The following is a 16,915-nucleotide window of genomic DNA, read 5'->3' as shown; positions in this document are numbered from 1 at the left end:
GTTCCGACGTGTCGCAACCCGCTTCGAAAAAACGGCCCGGAATTACCGGGCCGTCGTCACTCTCGCTGCCATTGTTCTATGGATGCGCTAGTGTCCACACCACCTAGAGCGTCGAGCGAGGCGGACGCCGGTCCGCGTCAAGAAAGCAGGCAAGACAAGAAGCGGGAGCTTCGGTTCTGATCCAATCAAAACCGAAGCCCTCGGAAGCACGCCGCGCGTTCTCCCCGTTCTACCCCTTACGTCGCCTTGCGCTCCTGCTCCGCGATCTTGCGGAACGCGGCCTCGCCGGCATCGGTCACCGCCGCCCATTTTGCGTTCGGCGTGGCCTCGGCTTCGTAATTGTCGTGCCAGTTCCACCATTTGTAGGTCGGGCCCTGCGGATAACCCTTCGGCGAGTCCTCCCAGAGTTCCTGGCGGCCGAGCGGCGTGATGTCGAGATAGCTCCACACCGTACCCATCGCCTCGTCGCCGCGGCTGTTGACGAAATAGGTGCGGAAGATCCGCTCGCCGTCGCGGATGAAGACGTTGTGGCCGTGCCACTCGGCAACGCCGAAGTCGGTGTCAAAACTGTCGGTGATCGTGTACCATGGCATGTCCCACTCCATCCGCGCCTTCAGCCGCGCGATGTCCGCCTGCGGCGCGCGCGAGGCGTAAGCCAGCGTGGTGTCGCGCTGATTCAGATGGGAGAGGTGACTGACCTGATCGGCGCCGAGCGAACAGCCGCGGCAGCCATGGTCCGGCCAACCGAACACGCCGGGCTCGAAGAAGGCGCGGTAGATGATCAGCTGCCGGCGGCCCTCGAACAGGTCGAGCAGGCTCGCCTTGCCGTTCGGTCCTTCGAAGACATATGGCTTCTCGACCGCCATCCAGGGCATCCGCCGCCGCTCCGCCGCAAGCGCGTCGCGTGCCCGCACCTGGGCCTTCTCCTTCACCAGCATCTCCAGGCGCGCCGCCTCCCACGCTTCCCGCGACACCACGGGTGGTGTCTGCATCGCCGCCAGTCCGCCGCGATCGTTTTCAGCTGATTTATTCATGATGGTCTCTCCATCTCCGATTTGGACGAACTCCGCTCCCCGAGCGCGGTTCCAGCGCCGGCGGCCGTTCGTCATTGGCCATGCCGCAATCTGGCTCGGCAGCGTTGGCGAGCGGGAGTGACAAGTGTGTCGGGATTTTTCGCGCAGGTGGTCAGACCGCATCATCATATTTGTGATATGCATGCACTTTGCAATTAACTATGCGAACCTCGCCGGCATGAAGCAAACCGCTGCCCCCGCGTCCGATGATGGCCTCAAGCTCAGCGCCTGGCTGCCTTACCGCCTGTTCCTGGTCGCGGCGCAGGTCGCCCGACCGCTCGAGCGCTTCTACGGCGAGACGTTCGGATTGAGCCAGGCGGGCTGGCGCATCCTCGCCGTTATCGCCGAGCGCGACGCGGCCAACGCCTCCGAGATCGGCCGCGCCTGCGCGCTCGATCCGTTCGCGGTCAGCCGCGGCATTGGCCAGCTCACAGAGCTCGGCTTCGCGGTGCGACGCTCCGGCAAGTCCGACCGGCGCTTCGCCGCCGTCAGCATCACCCGCAGCGGCCGGGCCGCGTTCAACCGGATCGCCGCACTCGGCAGCGCGATCGAAGCGCGGCTGCTGGCGCGGCTGTCGGAGAGCGAACGCGCCACGCTCGATTCCGCCCTCACCCGGCTTGAGGGAGCAAGCGCGCGGATCGACGCCGACGGCTGGCGCGCACTGCGCGATGACGCCGGCGCGCCATGACGGCCCTGCTGTTCGCAGTGACCGCGCTGCTCTGGGGCGGCGGCGCGCTGGCAACGGCGATGCAGGCCGGCGTGACGCCCGCGCCGTGGTCGGTCGCGCTGCGCATGGTGCTCGCGGGCGTCATCCTGCTCGGCTACGGCCGGATGCGCGGCGTGACGCTCTCGATCCCGCGCAAGGACCGTCCGGCGGTCGCGTTGCAGGGCCTGCTGTTCTTCGCCATTGCCTTCATCGCCTTCTATGAGGCATCCGCACGCATGCCGAGCGGGCTTGCCGCGCTCGTGCTGTCGACATCGTCGCTGTTCGCGGCCGTGATCGCGCGTGCCGTGCTCGGTGTGCCGATCTCTTCCGGATTCGTGTGGGGCGCGCTGTGCGGCGTTCTTGGACTGGCGATCATCTTCCTGCCCGGCGTCGCCGCGCATGGCGCCGCGCCGCTTGCGGGATTCGCCTGGGCGCTCACTGCGGCCATCGCAACCGGCGCCGGGACAACGGTCGGTGCGCGCAACCAGCGCGCCGGACTGCCTGTCGTCTCCGTGCTCGGCTGGGGCGCGTTCGTCGGCGCGACAGCGAGCGCGCTGTGGGCCGCCGCGACGGGCACGCCGTTTGCGGCCGACATCTCGCCCTCCTACGTGACGAGCTTCCTCTATCTTGCGATTGCCGCGTCCTGCATCACCTTCATGCTCTATTTCGAGCTGGTGCGTCGGCTCGGTCCTGGCCGCGCGGCCTATACGCTTGCGCTGGTGCCGCTCGTCGCGCTCGTGCTGTCGGCGCTGTTCGAACACCTCGCGCTGGGTTGGCCGGTGCTCGCCGGCGCCGTCGCGATCCTCGCCGGCAACGTCCTGGTGCTGGCGCGCGATTGACCGGCTCGTCGGCGCACAGCAAGAGGCATGCGGCAAGTTGTCCCGCGCCGGCGATCGCCGGCCGGTCAACCTCTTATTTCCCGATCGCATTAATCGGACGTTGTCCGGCTCGCATATAAAGAAGCAACCCGGGACGACGAGGCGGCTTCGCAGGGTTACCCTATGGTGAATTCCATCCGCAAAATCGGCAACACCGAGTACTTCGCAATCCAGGCCGACGGCCAGGATGACTGGATCATGCGTCCTGCCCTCGGCCAGCGGCCCGCGCGGAATGCCGGGCTGCTGCTGGATGGCATCGCCTGGTTCTTCAACACCGACGCGGGATTCATCTTCTATGATCTCGCGCGTCGCCAACTCGTCGATCGGCTGCAAACGCCCTGGGCGCGCGGCCACGACGGAAAGGACGCGCGCGACGATTATCTGAGTTACGGATTTCTCCAGAGCAAGGATGGCCGGTTAGTCTATCTCCTGCTTTATCACGCCGCGAACGCGACTGACCTGCATGTCATCGACCTCGAGCGCAGGGCGATCGTCCGCTCGGTTCTGGACATGCCGAGCGGCAACTCGCTGTGCCCGCCGGTTCTGGACCAGGCTGGCCGGATTCTGGTTTCCGCGTTCCGGCACGACAACGGAATCGTTGCACTGTTGCTGCGCATCGATCCGCAGACGGGCCATCACGATGTGTCGAGCTGCGAGGGATCGCGGGCGAGGTCGTTCCTGATCCGCTCGAGCCCGTGCGGCCGCTATTGGCTGCGCGCCGACAATTCCCGGCTCCCGATGATTACCGAGGAGAGCTCGCTCGTCTCCCGGTTGCTGGGCAGAGACACCACGGCGCAGCGGGAGTATTTCAGCTTTGCCGTCGAGATATGGCAGGCCTTTCCGCTCCGGCGGCTGCACTCCGTCGCGCCGATGTGGATGCAGGCGGAAGGGTTGCCCGACACGGCCCAGCTCGACCTCGACAGACGGAAGCAGGGATTGCCGCCTCGGCGAGGCGAGATCTACCGCAAGGTGTCGCAGTTACTCGATCGCGAGGCCACGCTGACGACCAACCAGATCAACGCGAAATCGCATCCCGATCTGTGGCCGGATCCGAATAACCACTACGCCAATGTCAGCAGCAATCTCCGCGACTTCGAACTCTCCGAGCGCGACGTGATCGGCTGGCAAGGCGATAGCCAGGCTTTCTGGTTGAAGCGGCATGACTTCGTCGCCTGCGTCGGTGTGGACGGGACGGTTTCGCCCAAGATCATGCTGGAGCGGTTCGGGATGGACGACCGTCCCTGGCTGGCACGCGCCCGCGGCTGGTCGAAGGCGACGCCCCTGCCCGACCGTCGCCTCGATATGCGGTTCACGGAGGGGATGGTGACGGTCTCCGGCGCGCCAGGCGATCCGGTACACCGCGTCCGGGCGGTGCCCGTAACCGAGGATCATTTCAGGCCCGCGCCACCCGAGCCGCAAGAAGAGGACAAGGATGCCGCGCTCGCCAAGAAGGCCGAGACGCTCGCCAGGCGGTTCAGCACCTACACCGTCGATCTCGCCTCGATGAGCGAGCCCGATTGTGTCGCAGCCATCGATGCGCTCACGGCGCAGATCGGTCCCGATATCAACGAGCGTCCCTACGACAACCACCTGCAGGCGGTGTTCCGTTGCGACGGCAAGCGGCTCAACGAGAAGAAGTTCTTCTCGCATGTTGCGAAGCACTGCCCCGGCGCCGCACCTGCGATCCGCGGGCTGATCGACGCGGCGTGCACGCACATCGGACCGCATGCCAACGCCTGGTACGATCCTTACGGAGACGAGATTCCGACCGCGCTGTTGGGCTACGCCGCCTGGTGCCTCGCGCGCCTGGACAAAACGAGCAACGATGTCCTGCTGCGCTACTACGGGCTGGTCGATACCGATCACGAGAACTTCTTTTTCGAGAAGATCGCTCCGTTGATGCTGGAGAACGCAGGCGACGCGAGTCCTCGCCTGGAGCTCGCGGAGCAATTCTATTTCGGCGACCTCGGCAATGCCATCGATCACGCCGCGCTCTGGCGAATGGCGAAGATGGCCGAGCATGCGGCGAGCCTGATGACGGCGCAGCGGTACGCGGCGCGATTGCTGGCGCGCGCAGCCGCGACCTCCGCCGCGCGATCGAAGTCGGAGTTCGGGTATTATTGTTTCGACAATCTCGCGCGGTTCCTGACGGATCCTTCGCGATGGGAAACAGAGCTGCTGCAAGAACTCCGCCAAGCGGCGAGCGATCTCGCGCCCCAATAGCGCCGCGGCAGATGAAAATATCACGCCGGCATGTCACATTCGCCGTTCCTCGTTCGTCATGATGTCGTCAACCAACCCAGGGAAACCGACCATGACTGTCAGACTTGATCCGCTCGCCGCCGCCCCCAAGATCATGAAGATCTGGTTCGACGCGTCGGTCGCGATCTCCTCCAGCCTCGAGCCGAAGCTCGCCGAGCTCGTGAAGATTCGCGCCTCGGAGATCAACGGCTGCGCCAATTGCATCAATTTGCACACGACATTCGCCCGCGATGAGGGTGAGACCGAGCAGCGCATCTACCTGCTGTCGGCCTGGCGCGAAGCGCCCTGCTACACCGATCGCGAGCGCGCCGCGCTCGGCTGGACCGAGGCCCTGACTCGGATCTGCGAGCAGCACACCCATGTCGCGGCCTACGAGGCGCTGAAGGCGCATTTCACGCCGGAGGAGCAGGTCAAGGTGACCTTGCTGATCAACATCATCAACGGCTGGAACCGGATCGCGGTCGGCTTTGGCGGCTTCGTCGATCCGCACGTGATCAAGGCCAGGATGGCCGCGGCGTGACCGCGGAAACGGCACGAGACGACGCAGCGGCTGACTTCGCGCCGCTGCGTCCCGGGCTGATGCGCGTCGCCTATCGCATGCTCGGCTCGGTGGCCGATGCCGAGGACATGGTGCAGGAGGCGTTCATCCGCTGGATGAAGGCCGACCGCAGCGAGGTGCGCGAGACGGAGGCGTTCCTGCGCCGCACGGTGACGCGGCTCTGCCTCGATCAGCTCAAATCCGCGCGCCGCCAGCGCGAGACCTATGTCGGCCCGTGGCTTCCGGATCCCGTCGTCGAGGAGCAGGACGATGACGTCACCCTGCCGCTGATGCTGGCGCTGGAGCGGCTGTCGTCGCTGGAGCGCGCGGCCTTCCTGCTGCACGACGTGTTCGGACTTGGCTTCGACGAGGTCGCGGCAACCATCCAGCGAACGCCGGCGACCTGCCGTCAGCTCGCCGGCCGCGCGCGCAACCATATCCGCGAGGCGCGCCCGCGCTTCCAGATCGAGAAGCAGCGCGGCATCGCGCTCGCCGAGGCCTTCTTCGCGGCATCGCGCAGCGGCGACATGAAGGCGCTCGGTGCCATGCTGGCGGCCGACGTCAGCGTGCATGCCGACGGCGGCGGCAAGCGTCCGGCAGCGAAGAAGCCGATCCTCGGCTTCGATGCCGTGATGCGCTTGCATGAATCGCTGGCGGCGCATTTCCGCAACCACAGCTCGCACCTGGTTCGCACCGGCTTCATCAACGGATTGCCCGGCTTCATCACGCTCGAGACCGACGGCGAGCTGTCGACCACCGCGCTCGACATCGAGGACGGCAAGGTCGTGGCGATCTATCTGGTGAGGAACCCGGACAAGTTGCGGCATCTGCACTAGGCGGCATGGCTTCATTCGGTCTGGATCGCCGGCCGATTGACGCGGCGACGATATCTGACTAAAGTCAGATATATGCTCGACCCCGTGTCCCGCGTCCGTCGCTTCAACCGTGCCGTGACCTCCGCCGTCGGCGCGCTCGACACCTCGTTCCTCGGGCGCGGCCGGCCGCTCGGCGCGGCGCGCGTGCTGAACGCGATCGGACACGGCCGCGCCGATGTCGGCGAGATCAGGGATTATCTCGGGCTCGATTCCGGCCTGATGAGCCGCCTGCTGCGCAGCCTCGAGGACGAAGGCCTGATCGAGACCACGGCGCATGGCGACGATGCGCGCCGCCGCATCGCACGGCTGACGGCGGCGGGTAGGCGCGAGTTCAACGCCTATGAGGCGATCTCCAACCGGCAGGCCAAGGACTTTCTCACCCACCACAGCCAACGCGAGGCGCTGCTGGCGGCGATGGACCTGATCGCATCGGCGCTCGGCCGCGACGGCACCGCCCTCGATGAGATGGATCCGCGCAGCGACGAGGCGCGCTACTGCCTCGGCGAATATTACGCCGAACTGGCGCGGCGATTCGAGAAAGGCTTTGACGTCAAGCTGTCGCGCGACCCTGAGGCCAAGGATATGGTGCGGCCGCGCGGCAGCTTCATCGTGGCGATGTCGGACGGCCTGCCGATCGGCTGCGTCGGGCTGAAGGGCAGCGGCGGCGAGTTCGCCGAGATCAAGCGGCTCTGGGTCGCACCTGGCGCGCGCAGCCTCGGCCTTGGCCGCCGCCTGATGGACGCAGCCGAGCAGGCCGCACGCGAGCTCGGCATCGCGGTGTTGCGGCTCGACACCAACAGCGCGCTGCCGGAAGCCGGCCAGCTCTATCGCAGGACGGGCTGGACCGAGATCCCGCGCTTCAACGACGACCCCTACCCCGATCTGTTCTTCGAAAAGCATCTCTGAACGGCGCGCGCACGCGGTGCCCGGGATCAGCATGTTGTCCGGCGCGATGCACTGGCCTAAGACACGGGCATGACCATTCGTCCCATCGTGCGCTATCCCGATCCGCGCCTTGCACTGCCGGCCGAGCCGGTGACCATGTTCGACGAGGCGCTGCGCGAACTGGCGCAGGACCTGCTCGAGACCATGCGCGCGGCGCCCGGCATCGGCATCACCGCGCCGCATATCGGCGTATCCCTGCGCGTCGTGGTGCTCGAGTTCGATGCCAGCGAGGGCGCGCGGACCTATGTCAATCCGGAGATCATCCGGACCTCGCCCGAGATAATCCTGCACAAGGAAGGCAGCGTCTCGATGCCCGGGGTCAACGACGAGGTCGAGCGTCACGCCCGCGTCCGCATCCGCTATCAGGATCTCGACGGAAACATGCAGACCGAAGAGTCCGACGGCCTGCGCGCCGTGTGCCATCAGCACGAGATCGATCAGCTCGACGGCGTGTTCTGGATCAGGCGGCTGTCCCGCATCAAGCGGGAGCGCCTGATCAAGCGCTTCGACAAAATCTCGCGGACGTGATCGTAGCCCCGCATGAGCGAAGCGACATGCGGGACAAGCCGCGATCAGCAGACGGAAAGGCCCCGGATATCGCTGCGCTCATCCGGGCTACGCGTCTTGCGCGAGCGAACCAACCTGCCTTCGTCCTACCCTCCCGCCATCAAATCCTTGGCCAGCGCCATGTAAGCCGGCAGCGTCACAGGGTCGTTGGCGGCGTTGCCGGCGGCCGGGTGCGAGGCGTAGCGCGCGATCACTATCTCGGCCTTCGGATCGATATAGAGACTCTGGCCATAAACGCCGCGCGCCATGAAGGCGCCGTGCGCATTGTGCGTCACCCACCATTGATTGCGGTAGGACGCCCCTGGCAGTGTTGTGTAGCCGGCAGGCTTGAATTTCTCGGGATCGCCGCCGCGCGCGATGTCCTCGACCACTTGAGACGGTACGATCTGGCGGCCGTTGAAGCGGCCGTGGTTGCGGATCGTCTCGCCGAACCGGGCAAGATCGCGCAGCGTCGTCGACAATCCGCCGCCGCCGCTTTCGGTGCCGATGCGGTCGACGTGATAATGCGCATCCTCCTCGGCGCCCATCGGCGCCCAGATCCGCTCGGAGAGCAGGTCGGACAGCGTCATGCCGCTAGCACGGCGGCAGATCCAGGCCAGCACGTCGGTGTTGACGGTCTTGTAGGCGAACGCCTTGCCGTGCTCGCCCTGCTTCTGCTGCGCGCAGAGGAAATCGAAGATATTGGTCGCGCCCTCATAGCCCGGCTCGATCGGCGCCATGCCGTTGGCGCGCCGCAGCCCCCACACGTCGGAATTCTTGTCGGTATAGACCTCGGTGTATTTGAGGCCGGTGGTCATATCCATCGCCTCGTGCACGCGGGCATCGCCGAACGCGCTTGCCTTCAGCTCCGGCACGTAATCGGTGATCGGCGCCTGCGGATCGATCTTGCCCTCGGCGATCAGGATGCCGGCAAGCGTGCCGGTGAACGATTTGGTCACCGACATCGCGATGTGCGGCTTGTGCGGCCTCAGGGCGCCGAAATAGCGCTCGTAGATCAGCTTGCCCCGGTGCAGCACGGCGATGCCGTCGGCATAGGTTTCCTCGAGCATGCGCGCGAAGGTCATCGGGCGACCGTCCATCGTCACCGATGCCGACGCGCCGATATCATGGTCTTCGCGCGGCAGCACCGACGCCGGCCCTGCCCCGCGCCAGACATTCACGGTCGGCACCAGTTGGCGGATGTTGCTCCAGGCCCAGCGCAGTTCGGGGAAGCTGCGGAACGAGCCGTTCTGGAAGGTGATGGTCCTGTCCTGCGGCGGCGGAAAGCCCTGCATCCAGCCAAGCGTCTGCGGATCGGATTCGGCGGCGGTGAGATTTTGCTGTTGATTGGCGGCGGCTGCGACGGACATCAGGGCTGGCTCCAGAGCTGCGAATGCGAATTTCGTATCACGCGACAGCACCAGGCACATCCCGCGTTTGCGCCGGGGTGATCGTCGCGGCGAGCGCACGCCGCAACGCGAATGGCGTCGTGCCGCACACGCCAGCTCGATCGGACACCTGACTATCGAGCCCGGGCCAAATCATTCCACCACGCGGATTACCCCGCCGCCGCGCGCTCGATCGCGGCGATGTCGATGTTCTTCATCGTCATCATCGCCTCCATCGCGCGCTTGCCGGCGGCGCGGTCGGCGCTGTTGACGAGCTCGAGCAGCCGCCGCGGCGTGATCTGCCAGGCAAAGCCCCAGCGATCCCGGCACCAGCCGCACGGCAATTCCTTGCCGCCGTTGGAAGTGACCGCATTCCAGTAGCGGTCGGTCTCCTCCTGGCTGTCGGTGAGCACCATGAAACTGACCGCCTCGTTCGGCGTGTAGTTGGAGCCTCCGTTTAACCCCACGAAACGCCGGCCGAGCACGGTGAACTCGACCGTCAGTTCCTCGCCCTGCCCGATGCCCGGTATCGGAGATTGATGGCCCGCGCCGACATGGCTGTCGGGAAACGTCGCGGCATAAAACTCCGCCGCTTCGCGCGCCCGGCCCTGATCGAACCAGAGGCATGTGACGAGATCGGTCATGGCAGTCTCCTTCCAGGGATCGTCGAGCAGAATGGAGAGGGAATAATCCGTGATTATGGTCCTGGTTCGACGCGGCGCAGGCTTTCGTTCCACAACGTGTTTCGCCATCGCGGATCATGTTTCGCCACTTCGGCTCACGCGCATGATCAACAGCGGCACGATGACGATCACTCCCGCCATCAGCATCACTCCGGATAGATCCGAGAGATTCAGCATCCGGGCACCAAGAATGGCTCCGACGCCGATCGCCGAATTGATGACCGCGGAGTGGACCGCGGCCGCGGACATCGCCATGGAACCGGCCGCGCGTAAGATCCAAGTCTGGAGGCCCGCGAACAGCGCCGCGACGGCGGCGCCCCAGACGATGAGCAAGGTAACAACCGCGCCGGCCCCCAGTTGCGGGCCAAACCATCCAAGCCCGACAAGCGCGCCCGCGAGGGCCAGCAGTCCCCACGTGATGACAGATGTCATGAAGCGATCGATCAGAACGCCGGTCAGGATGTTGCCGACAAATCCTGCTCCGCCAAAACCGAACAGCATCACACCGATCATGAAGGGCGGCACATCCGCGATCTCGCCGAGGAAGGGTTCGATGAACGTATAGGCTGCGAAATTCGCTGCCGCCATGAACGCCGTTACGGAATAGATTCTCCGCAGGTCCTGTCGGCGCACCACCGCTGCCAGCGCTTGCCATCCCGCCGGCGATCCGGCCCGGAGCCGCGGAAGAACGCCGACCATCAGGGCGGACGTGCACAATCCGACCCCGCCGATCACGCCGAAAGCCGCGCGCCATCCGTTGTTCTGTCCGATGAGGTTGACGAGCGGCACGCCGATGACGGTTGCCATCGAGATTCCGCCGAACACGATCGCTGTCGCAACACCCATGCGATGAGACGGCGCGATCTGCGTTGCGATCGCGGCCGCCATCGCCCAGAAGAAGCCGTGAACGACAGCACCGACCGCCCGCGCCAGCAGCAACCCCGTGAAACCGTCGGAGAGCATTGCCGCAAGATTGGTCGCAGACGACACCAGCATCAGAACAACGAGCAGCGGTTTGCGGGGAAAACGTTGCAGCAGAACGGCGGACAACAGGCCGCTTGCAGCGCCGATCCAGGCATAGAGCGTGACCGTGAGCCCGACCGCGGCCTGGTCTCGACCAAGATCGAGGGCGATTTGGGACAACAGCCCGACCGGCGCGAACTCGCTCGTGACCATCGTGAACGAAGCAACGCCGAGCACGATGACGGCGAGCCAGACGCGGAGCCCGGGACTGGAAGTGTCAGTCGTCATGCAGGTGACCGGTGTGGCGGCCTGATGTCCCTGATGACGCGCCGATAGTCCTGACGTCGCCTTTCATCCACGAACGCAGCCTTGAGGCTGTTGTCGGCGAGGCTCAATTGCTCCTCGGCAGTCAGGCCCAACGCCGCTGCCGCACGGACGAAGTTCTCGTTGACGTGACCTCCGAAATACGCGGGGTCGTCGGAGTTGACCGTGATGCAGAGGCCGGCGTGGAGCAGCCGGCGCAGATTGTGACGTTGGAGATCGGGGAAGATCCGCAGCGCCACATTCGACAGCGGGCATACCGTGAGCGGCGTCCCCTCGTCGGCAAGGCGCCGCATCAGTGCCGGATCTGCCTCGCATTGGACGCCGTGATCGATGCGGTCGACGCGCAGCCTGTCGATCGCTTCGGCCACGTAGTTGGGCGGCCCTTCCTCACCGGCATGCGCGGTCGTCTTCCAGCCAAGCGCGCGGGCGCGGGCGAAGACCTGGTCGAAGGGTCCGGGCGGGTAGCCTTTTTCCGGTCCACCAAGTCCGAGGGCCAGCACGCCGTCGCGCCAGCGGCGCGCTGCCTCGATGGCGGCGAAGGCCTCTTCAACAGGCTTATGCCGGCGAACGCACAGGATCATGCCTTCAGTGATATCGCGTTGTAACCGCGCGTCTGCATAAGCGGCGCTGATGCCGTCCATGACAGCGTCGAACGGCACGCCGCGCTCGGTATGGTCGGCAGGGGTGACGTAGATTTCCGCATGAACGACGTTGTCTTCCCGCGCGCGGGTCAGGTACGCGCGTGCCAGCTCATAGAAGTCGCGCTCCGTCCGAAGCACGGTCAGACCGGCCCAGTAGATCTCCAAAAATGACTGGAGATCGGAGAAGCGATACGCCGAGAGGATATCGGTCATCGAGCGGTACGGGATCGCCACGTCGTTCCGGCGGGCAAAATCGAGCAGCATGCCCGGCTCCAGCGTTCCCTCGACATGCACGTGAAGCTCGGCCTTCGGAACGGCCTTGATGTCAAACAAGGGAACAGAATTCATTGAACGCGATCTCTGGCCTCGGCGTGTTCCGCTTCAGAGCTTTTTCCCGCGCGTCCAACCGGATGCGCGTGCCGAAGCTCGTCCGCCGTACGAGCCCGACCTAGCAGCCTTTGTCGAAAGGTCGCCACGCATAAAATATGCGGGCGTTATCCGGCTGAGGCAGCCTCCCCGTGCATTAGGCAATGGTGGTGACCAGCCGCGCGGGGGCACCGTCGGCGAGCATGATGCGCTCCCACAGCATGCGTCCCGGAAGGATCACGAGATCCGCATCGGAGTTCGGACCCGTATTGACCTCGAGCGAGCTGAGCTGCCCGTCATACCAGCCGAGATCATTGAGGGCGATGTCAGCCGCGAGGATTTCCGGAGAGGCATAGACACGTAGCGATTTGCCCAGGAACTCGGATAAGCCGGTTCGCCATTCGGCCTGCCTGGGCGCCGACGCGGCAAGCAGCCGATGCGTCAGGTCGCACACCAGATGGACCTTGCGCGTCGAGGATTCGACGAGACGCTTCAGAGCGGCATCTTGGGCCGGCTCGAACGGACCGATGAGCAATCGGCGCGCCGAGATCCACTGGGTTTCCGACAGATCGAGAATGCCGCGCTCCCAGCGCGACACGGTCGCCTGATCCACACCCATCAATTCAGCGAGGTAGCTTTGCTTCATCTGACGAAGCAATCGCATTCGTCGCAATCCGCGGCCTTGATCACCCATCAACATTCACCCAACTTTGTTCTGCAACTCGTGGCGCTAGGTCAGCGAAGATATACCCCGCGGACACCGCTACCAGGAACGGCTGCGGCGCAAACTCCGCAGCCGTGCGCGCCTGGCGCTGGTCGAACCACAGGCATGTCACACGAGCCCGGCCACGGCAGCCTTTCTTTTTTCGCATAGGGTGGTTGGGGAAACCGCACACCGCCATCACGATCGCAAAGCCTGTCCGGATCGGCCAATTCGGCTATCGCGGCGATGACTGCCATTGAGCAGCGAAATCCGGGGTTCTCGCCTTTGGCAGGACCGGCCCCGGATCTCGCTGCGCTACATCCGGGCTACGCTTGGCCAAATTATTCCGGAATCGGCTGTCGGGGCGCGCGCCGCCCGCTCGTCCTCGGGACGCAAAGGACATGGAGAGAAACGATGACGCCCATCATCACCGCCTTCGAACGGTCGCCCGATGGCGGCAAGGGACTGGCGCGCGATACGCGCGTTCGCTGGGCGCTGGAAGAAGCGGGCCAGCCTTACGAGGTTCGCCTTGTTTCGTTCCAGGCGATGAAGGAACCCGCGCATCTGGCGCTGCATCCCTTCGGCCAGATTCCGACCTATGAGGAAGGTGATCTGGCGCTGTTCGAGACAGGCTCGATCGTGCTTTATATCGCCGAGCGTCATGCGGGCCTGCTGCCCGGCGATGCCAATGCCCGTGCCCACGCAATCACCTGGATGTTTGCCGCGGTCAACACGGTGGAACCGCCGATCCTCGAACTCATGACCGCCAGGATTCTGGAGAGCGACAAGCCCTGGACCAAAGAGCGCCTGCCGCTGGTCATGGATCGCATCCGCGACCGGCTGAAGCAACTCTCCACCCGCCTCGGCAAGGCCGACTGGCTCGACGGCGCGTTCAGCGCGGGCGACCTGATGATGGTGTCGGTGCTGCTCAGGCTGAGAGCATCGGGCATTCTCGAAGAATATCCGGGCCTGTCCGCCTATGTCGCCCGCGGCGAAGCGCGGCCGGCTTACCAGCGCGCTTTCGAGGCTCAGCTGGCGGTCAACACGGGTAAGCGACCGACCGGCTGAGGTTGGCGACAACAGGGACAGCGCCCTTGCGCGGACGGCAAAGCCCCCGGACATCGCTGCACTCGTCCGGGCCAGGTTTGCTAGTCGAATGGATCGTGTTCTGGCAGCGGTTCGGTCAGTTCGAATCCTGGATGAAGCTGCGAGATAATCTCCAGTGCGGTGCGGCCGGGTGCGATCCCCGCGGGGTGCACGCCCGACGCATCGAAATACTGGTTGCTCAGCACCGCGACACCGCATTTCAGTTCCGGCACGACGATCACGATCGCTTCGAATCCGCCTCTGCTCGTCGCGCCGTTCTTTGTGAAAGCGGTATGGCCCTGCGTGTCCGTGGTGATCTGCCAGGCGAGGCCCATGGTGACGCTGGTCTTCTCCCCGCAGATGGGGAATGTCCCCCGGTTCTGCTGCGTCAGTGCGATCTGCGACCCGAGCGGCCCCTTCGGCGCCGCGATCTGCGCCGCAAGGAACTTGATCATGTCGTCGCCGGTGGTCTTCAGATCAAAGGCCGTGCCGCCGGTCGGCGTGTTGCGGTCGAAGACGATCGGATATGGCGGCTCGGAGCTCTTGCTCCAATGCCCGATACATCCCTGCGCGATCTTCCATGATGAATTGACGAAGGCTCCGGTCTGCTTCATACCGAGCGGACCGGTGACGTATTCGGCCAAAATTTCGTTGTAGTTACGGCCCTTGTCTTTCGCAAACATCTGCGTGACCGCAAAGCCCAGGGTCACGAAGCCGATGTTGGAATACTGCCAGCAGCCCTGCGGCGGCGTATCATATTGATTCCACCAGTTGATGAGTTCACTGGAGGGCGGCTCGTCCGCAAACAGCTGCTCGCTGTAGCCAGTCAAGCCGTCCCCCGGCTGCTCCGGCATGCCGGAGGTATGGGTGGCGAATTGCACGAGCTGGATGGCGTCCAGCACCGGCGTTCCCACCGCGCTCGCGCTGAAGAGGTTCAGATAAGGGCCGATGGCGTCGTCAAGAGAAGGCCCGCCCGCCTTGACCGCCACCGCCAACAATGTGCTGGTGAACACCTTGGTCACCGATCCGATCTCGAACACCGTGTCGGTCGTGACACTGAATGGCGCGGGCGAAGAGCCGGCCACGCCTGACAGTCCCTTGGGGTAGACGTAGCCCTTGGTGCCGAACGACTTTTCGTCGTAGACCGCGATGCAGCAGCCAGGGGCGTTGCTGATGCCGAGGTATTTTTCGGCCGCCTGTTGAACGATCTGTGCCGGACTTGTCGTCGCTTCGATCATTTGGTCGCTCATTTCGCCCTCCTGCCGGTGAAGATGCACCATGTTGACCTTTGGTTGCATCATTTCATAGATCGTCGTTCAGCGCGAGTGAAATCACCGTGACCATTTGTTTCAAGTTCGCTCGGTGGAACGTTTGCGCGGAAATCAGCATCGTCAGACGCCGGCTTGCGCCGACTTCCCGGCAGTCGCGAAAAGTCTGGCGCACCTCGCAGGGCGGGTTAACGACGCGCAATCCGCCGCCTCGCGCGTGGCTTCAAGATGCGGCGGATCACGCTTCACCGGTCCACCTGCGCGCTCGGCTGGATTATGCTTGCTGCCGGAGCATCGGAAATGACATGGTCGATCTCACACCGCCGATGCAGGCAGAGCGCAGGACTTCTTCGTGAGCAACAATCAAGCGATCAAACTTGCGGTGATCGGACGCGGCCTGATCGGATCGGCAGCTGCGCGGCATCTGAGCAAGATGGGCCACGATGTTGCGCTGATCGGGCCCGATGAGCCGGCGGATTTTTCGCGCCATGGCGGCGTCTTCGGCAGCCACTATGACGAGGGCCGCATCACGCGGAGTTACGATCCAGGGGCGTTCTGGCGGCAAGCGAACCGCGCTGCGATTTCGCGCTACGGCGAGATTTCAGCGGAGAGCGGCGTGGAGTTCTATCGGGAAGCCGGTGCGCTTCACATCGGCCGCAGCGAAACCACTGATGTTGCTCGCAGACGATCACGGCGGACCGCGCCGGCGCCCGGATCATCGACGAACCCGCGCTGGGGATTTCGGAAAGCGGCTCCGGCGTCACGATCCGGACGCGATCGGGGAGCGTCGAGGCCGAGCGCGTTCTGGTTGCGGCGGGCGGGCACACCCAATCGCTGCTCGGCCGCTCCCTGGGCTTTACGGTCTATGGGCGGACCGCGGCGCTGTTCCGGCTTGGTGCGGCGGAGGTTCAACGCCTGGCCGGAATGCCGTCGATGCGTTGTCTCGGGCCCAAGGACGACAATCCCTACATCCTGCCTCCGATCCGCTATCCGGACGGCCAGACCTGGCTGAAGCTCGGCGGCGATCCGGTCGATCTTCCGCTCGGCAGCGAGGCCGATATCAAGGACTGGTTCCGCTCGGGCGGATCGATTGAAGTCGCCGATCGGCTTCAAGGACAGATCCTTGAACGCATTCGCGACCTCGCTTTCGAGGAACGCCGCGTCGTGCCCTGCATGACCACCTTCGGCGACAGCGGCCTGCCCTGCATCGGACCGCTTCAGAGCGCGTCACGGTCGCGTTCTGCTGCTACGGCAAGAGCGCAAAATGTTCGGACGAACTGGGCCGGCTCGGCGGCATGGCGCTGCTCGGCGAGGTCCGAGCCGAGCTCGCGCCGTGACGGAGTTTTGTGCGGCGTTTGCGTCCGAACGTTCCTGGGCACGCAGGACGGGTTCGCCAGCGGGTAGCCCGCATGAGCGCAGCGATATGCGGAACGCCACGACACGCCCCGGATGTCGCTTCGCTCATCCGGGCTCCGCTTGCTGAACCCGTAGGAGTGCCAACGCGGACGTAACGCACCCTCACGATCATCACCCGAAGACGTGATGGATTACGCTTCGTTCATCCGGACTGTCGGTGATGGTCTGCATCGCGTGACACAACGGCGAGGATCTCGTTGCTCACGCAGCGTTGAGCCGGCGTGAGTGATGATTGCATTCAAGTCCGCCGATGC

The 16,915-nt window shown here is 64.8% G+C and carries 18 protein-coding genes and 2 pseudogenes; 11 read left to right on the top strand and 9 right to left on the bottom strand.

Annotated elements, in window-relative coordinates; genetic code table 11:
• A pseudogene (locus tag ACZBJS_RS37040) lies at window positions 1-91 on the top strand (IS5/IS1182 family transposase); the annotation flags it as partial.
• Between the two features lie 145 nt (window positions 92-236).
• On the opposite strand, the gene ACZBJS_RS37035 reads toward ACZBJS_RS37040, so the two are convergent.
• On the bottom strand, window positions 237-1,034 hold the full coding sequence (locus ACZBJS_RS37035; protein ID WP_076831799.1) for a DUF899 domain-containing protein: 798 nt from the start codon (window positions 1,032-1,034) through the stop codon (window positions 237-239).
• A 181-nt stretch (window positions 1,035-1,215) separates the two neighbouring features.
• Here ACZBJS_RS37035 and ACZBJS_RS37030 point away from each other — a divergent pair, with 181 nt between their 5' ends.
• The 7 genes from ACZBJS_RS37030 to ACZBJS_RS37000 all read left to right on the top strand — a co-directional run bounded on the left by ACZBJS_RS37030 (window position 1,216) and on the right by ACZBJS_RS37000 (window position 7,805).
• Window positions 1,216-1,761 (top strand): MarR family winged helix-turn-helix transcriptional regulator, encoded by a 546-nt coding sequence (locus tag ACZBJS_RS37030; RefSeq protein ID WP_456835143.1) that lies wholly within the window; start codon window positions 1,216-1,218, stop codon window positions 1,759-1,761.
• Window positions 1,758-2,618 (top strand): DMT family transporter, encoded by an 861-nt coding sequence (locus tag ACZBJS_RS37025; RefSeq protein ID WP_141342091.1) that lies wholly within the window; start codon window positions 1,758-1,760, stop codon window positions 2,616-2,618. The genes ACZBJS_RS37030 and ACZBJS_RS37025 overlap by 4 nt, the downstream gene beginning before the upstream one ends.
• Window positions 2,619-2,780: 162 nt before the next feature.
• Window positions 2,781-4,880 (top strand): YncE family protein, encoded by a 2,100-nt coding sequence (locus tag ACZBJS_RS37020; RefSeq protein WP_463439953.1) that lies wholly within the window; start codon window positions 2,781-2,783, stop codon window positions 4,878-4,880.
• A 91-nt stretch (window positions 4,881-4,971) separates the two neighbouring features.
• Window positions 4,972-5,439 carry a carboxymuconolactone decarboxylase family protein gene (locus tag ACZBJS_RS37015; protein ID WP_057019801.1) on the top strand — a complete coding sequence of 156 codons (468 nt, stop codon included), beginning with the start codon at window positions 4,972-4,974 and terminating at the stop codon, window positions 5,437-5,439.
• A gap of 59 nt (window positions 5,440-5,498) precedes the next feature.
• Window positions 5,499-6,293: a sigma-70 family RNA polymerase sigma factor gene (locus tag ACZBJS_RS37010; protein ID WP_463439955.1), complete on the top strand. Its 795-nt coding sequence runs from the start codon at window positions 5,499-5,501 to the stop codon at window positions 6,291-6,293.
• Window positions 6,294-6,365: 72 nt separating this feature from the next.
• Window positions 6,366-7,238, top strand: a complete 873-nt coding sequence (locus ACZBJS_RS37005) for a bifunctional helix-turn-helix transcriptional regulator/GNAT family N-acetyltransferase (RefSeq protein ID WP_141342111.1) — start codon at window positions 6,366-6,368, stop codon at window positions 7,236-7,238.
• A gap of 69 nt (window positions 7,239-7,307) precedes the next feature.
• Window positions 7,308-7,805 (top strand): peptide deformylase, encoded by a 498-nt coding sequence (locus ACZBJS_RS37000; RefSeq protein WP_057020041.1) that lies wholly within the window; start codon window positions 7,308-7,310, stop codon window positions 7,803-7,805.
• 125 nt (window positions 7,806-7,930) lie between these two features.
• On the opposite strand, the gene ACZBJS_RS36995 is transcribed toward ACZBJS_RS37000, so the two are convergent.
• The 5 genes from ACZBJS_RS36995 to ACZBJS_RS36975 form a co-directional block, all read right to left on the bottom strand.
• Window positions 7,931-9,193 carry a serine hydrolase domain-containing protein gene (locus tag ACZBJS_RS36995; RefSeq protein WP_463439952.1) on the bottom strand — a complete coding sequence of 421 codons (1,263 nt, stop codon included), beginning with the start codon at window positions 9,191-9,193 and terminating at the stop codon, window positions 7,931-7,933.
• Window positions 9,194-9,381: 188 nt separating this feature from the next.
• On the bottom strand, window positions 9,382-9,855 hold the full coding sequence (locus ACZBJS_RS36990) for a VOC family protein (protein WP_057019799.1): 474 nt from the start codon (window positions 9,853-9,855) through the stop codon (window positions 9,382-9,384).
• Between the two features lie 114 nt (window positions 9,856-9,969).
• Window positions 9,970-11,094 carry an MFS transporter gene (locus tag ACZBJS_RS36985; protein ID WP_245311727.1) on the bottom strand — a complete coding sequence of 375 codons (1,125 nt, stop codon included), beginning with the start codon at window positions 11,092-11,094 and terminating at the stop codon, window positions 9,970-9,972.
• Between the two features lie 47 nt (window positions 11,095-11,141).
• Window positions 11,142-12,170, bottom strand: a complete 1,029-nt coding sequence (locus ACZBJS_RS36980; protein ID WP_463439951.1) for an adenosine deaminase — start codon at window positions 12,168-12,170, stop codon at window positions 11,142-11,144.
• 175 nt (window positions 12,171-12,345) lie between these two features.
• Window positions 12,346-12,882, bottom strand: coding sequence for a helix-turn-helix domain-containing protein (locus ACZBJS_RS36975; protein ID WP_463439950.1), 537 nt, complete (start codon window positions 12,880-12,882; stop codon window positions 12,346-12,348).
• Window positions 12,883-13,305: 423 nt separating this feature from the next.
• Here ACZBJS_RS36975 and ACZBJS_RS36970 point away from each other — a divergent pair, with 423 nt between their 5' ends.
• Window positions 13,306-13,959, top strand: coding sequence for a glutathione S-transferase family protein (locus tag ACZBJS_RS36970; protein ID WP_076831775.1), 654 nt, complete (start codon window positions 13,306-13,308; stop codon window positions 13,957-13,959).
• 80 nt (window positions 13,960-14,039) lie between these two features.
• On the opposite strand, the gene ACZBJS_RS36965 is transcribed toward ACZBJS_RS36970, so the two are convergent.
• The 3 genes from ACZBJS_RS36965 to ACZBJS_RS36955 form a co-directional block, all read right to left on the bottom strand.
• Window positions 14,040-15,278 carry a serine hydrolase domain-containing protein gene (locus ACZBJS_RS36965; protein WP_463439949.1) on the bottom strand — a complete coding sequence of 413 codons (1,239 nt, stop codon included), beginning with the start codon at window positions 15,276-15,278 and terminating at the stop codon, window positions 14,040-14,042.
• A gap of 1 nt (window position 15,279) precedes the next feature.
• Window positions 15,280-15,447, bottom strand: a complete 168-nt coding sequence (locus ACZBJS_RS36960) for a hypothetical protein (RefSeq protein WP_159109570.1) — start codon at window positions 15,445-15,447, stop codon at window positions 15,280-15,282.
• 72 nt (window positions 15,448-15,519) lie between these two features.
• On the bottom strand, window positions 15,520-15,735 hold the full coding sequence (locus tag ACZBJS_RS36955; RefSeq protein WP_206601536.1) for a hypothetical protein: 216 nt from the start codon (window positions 15,733-15,735) through the stop codon (window positions 15,520-15,522).
• Here ACZBJS_RS36955 and ACZBJS_RS36950 point away from each other — a divergent pair.
• Both ACZBJS_RS36950 and ACZBJS_RS36945 read left to right on the top strand, forming a co-directional pair.
• Window positions 15,679-15,882 (top strand): annotated as a pseudogene (locus ACZBJS_RS36950) (FAD-dependent oxidoreductase); the annotation flags it as partial. The gene ACZBJS_RS36955 and the pseudogene ACZBJS_RS36950 overlap by 57 nt on opposite strands.
• Window positions 15,883-15,932: 50 nt before the next feature.
• The gene (locus tag ACZBJS_RS36945) at window positions 15,933-16,649 is read left to right on the top strand and encodes an FAD-dependent oxidoreductase (protein WP_463439954.1); all 717 of its coding nucleotides are present in this window, start codon (window positions 15,933-15,935) and stop codon (window positions 16,647-16,649) included.
• Window positions 16,650-16,915: the final 266 nt, after the last annotated feature.

The organism is Bradyrhizobium sp. KZN70725 (assembly GCF_055264925.1).
Note: the sequence above shows the minus strand (reverse complement) of the source record. Positions and strands in the feature narration are given on the sequence as shown.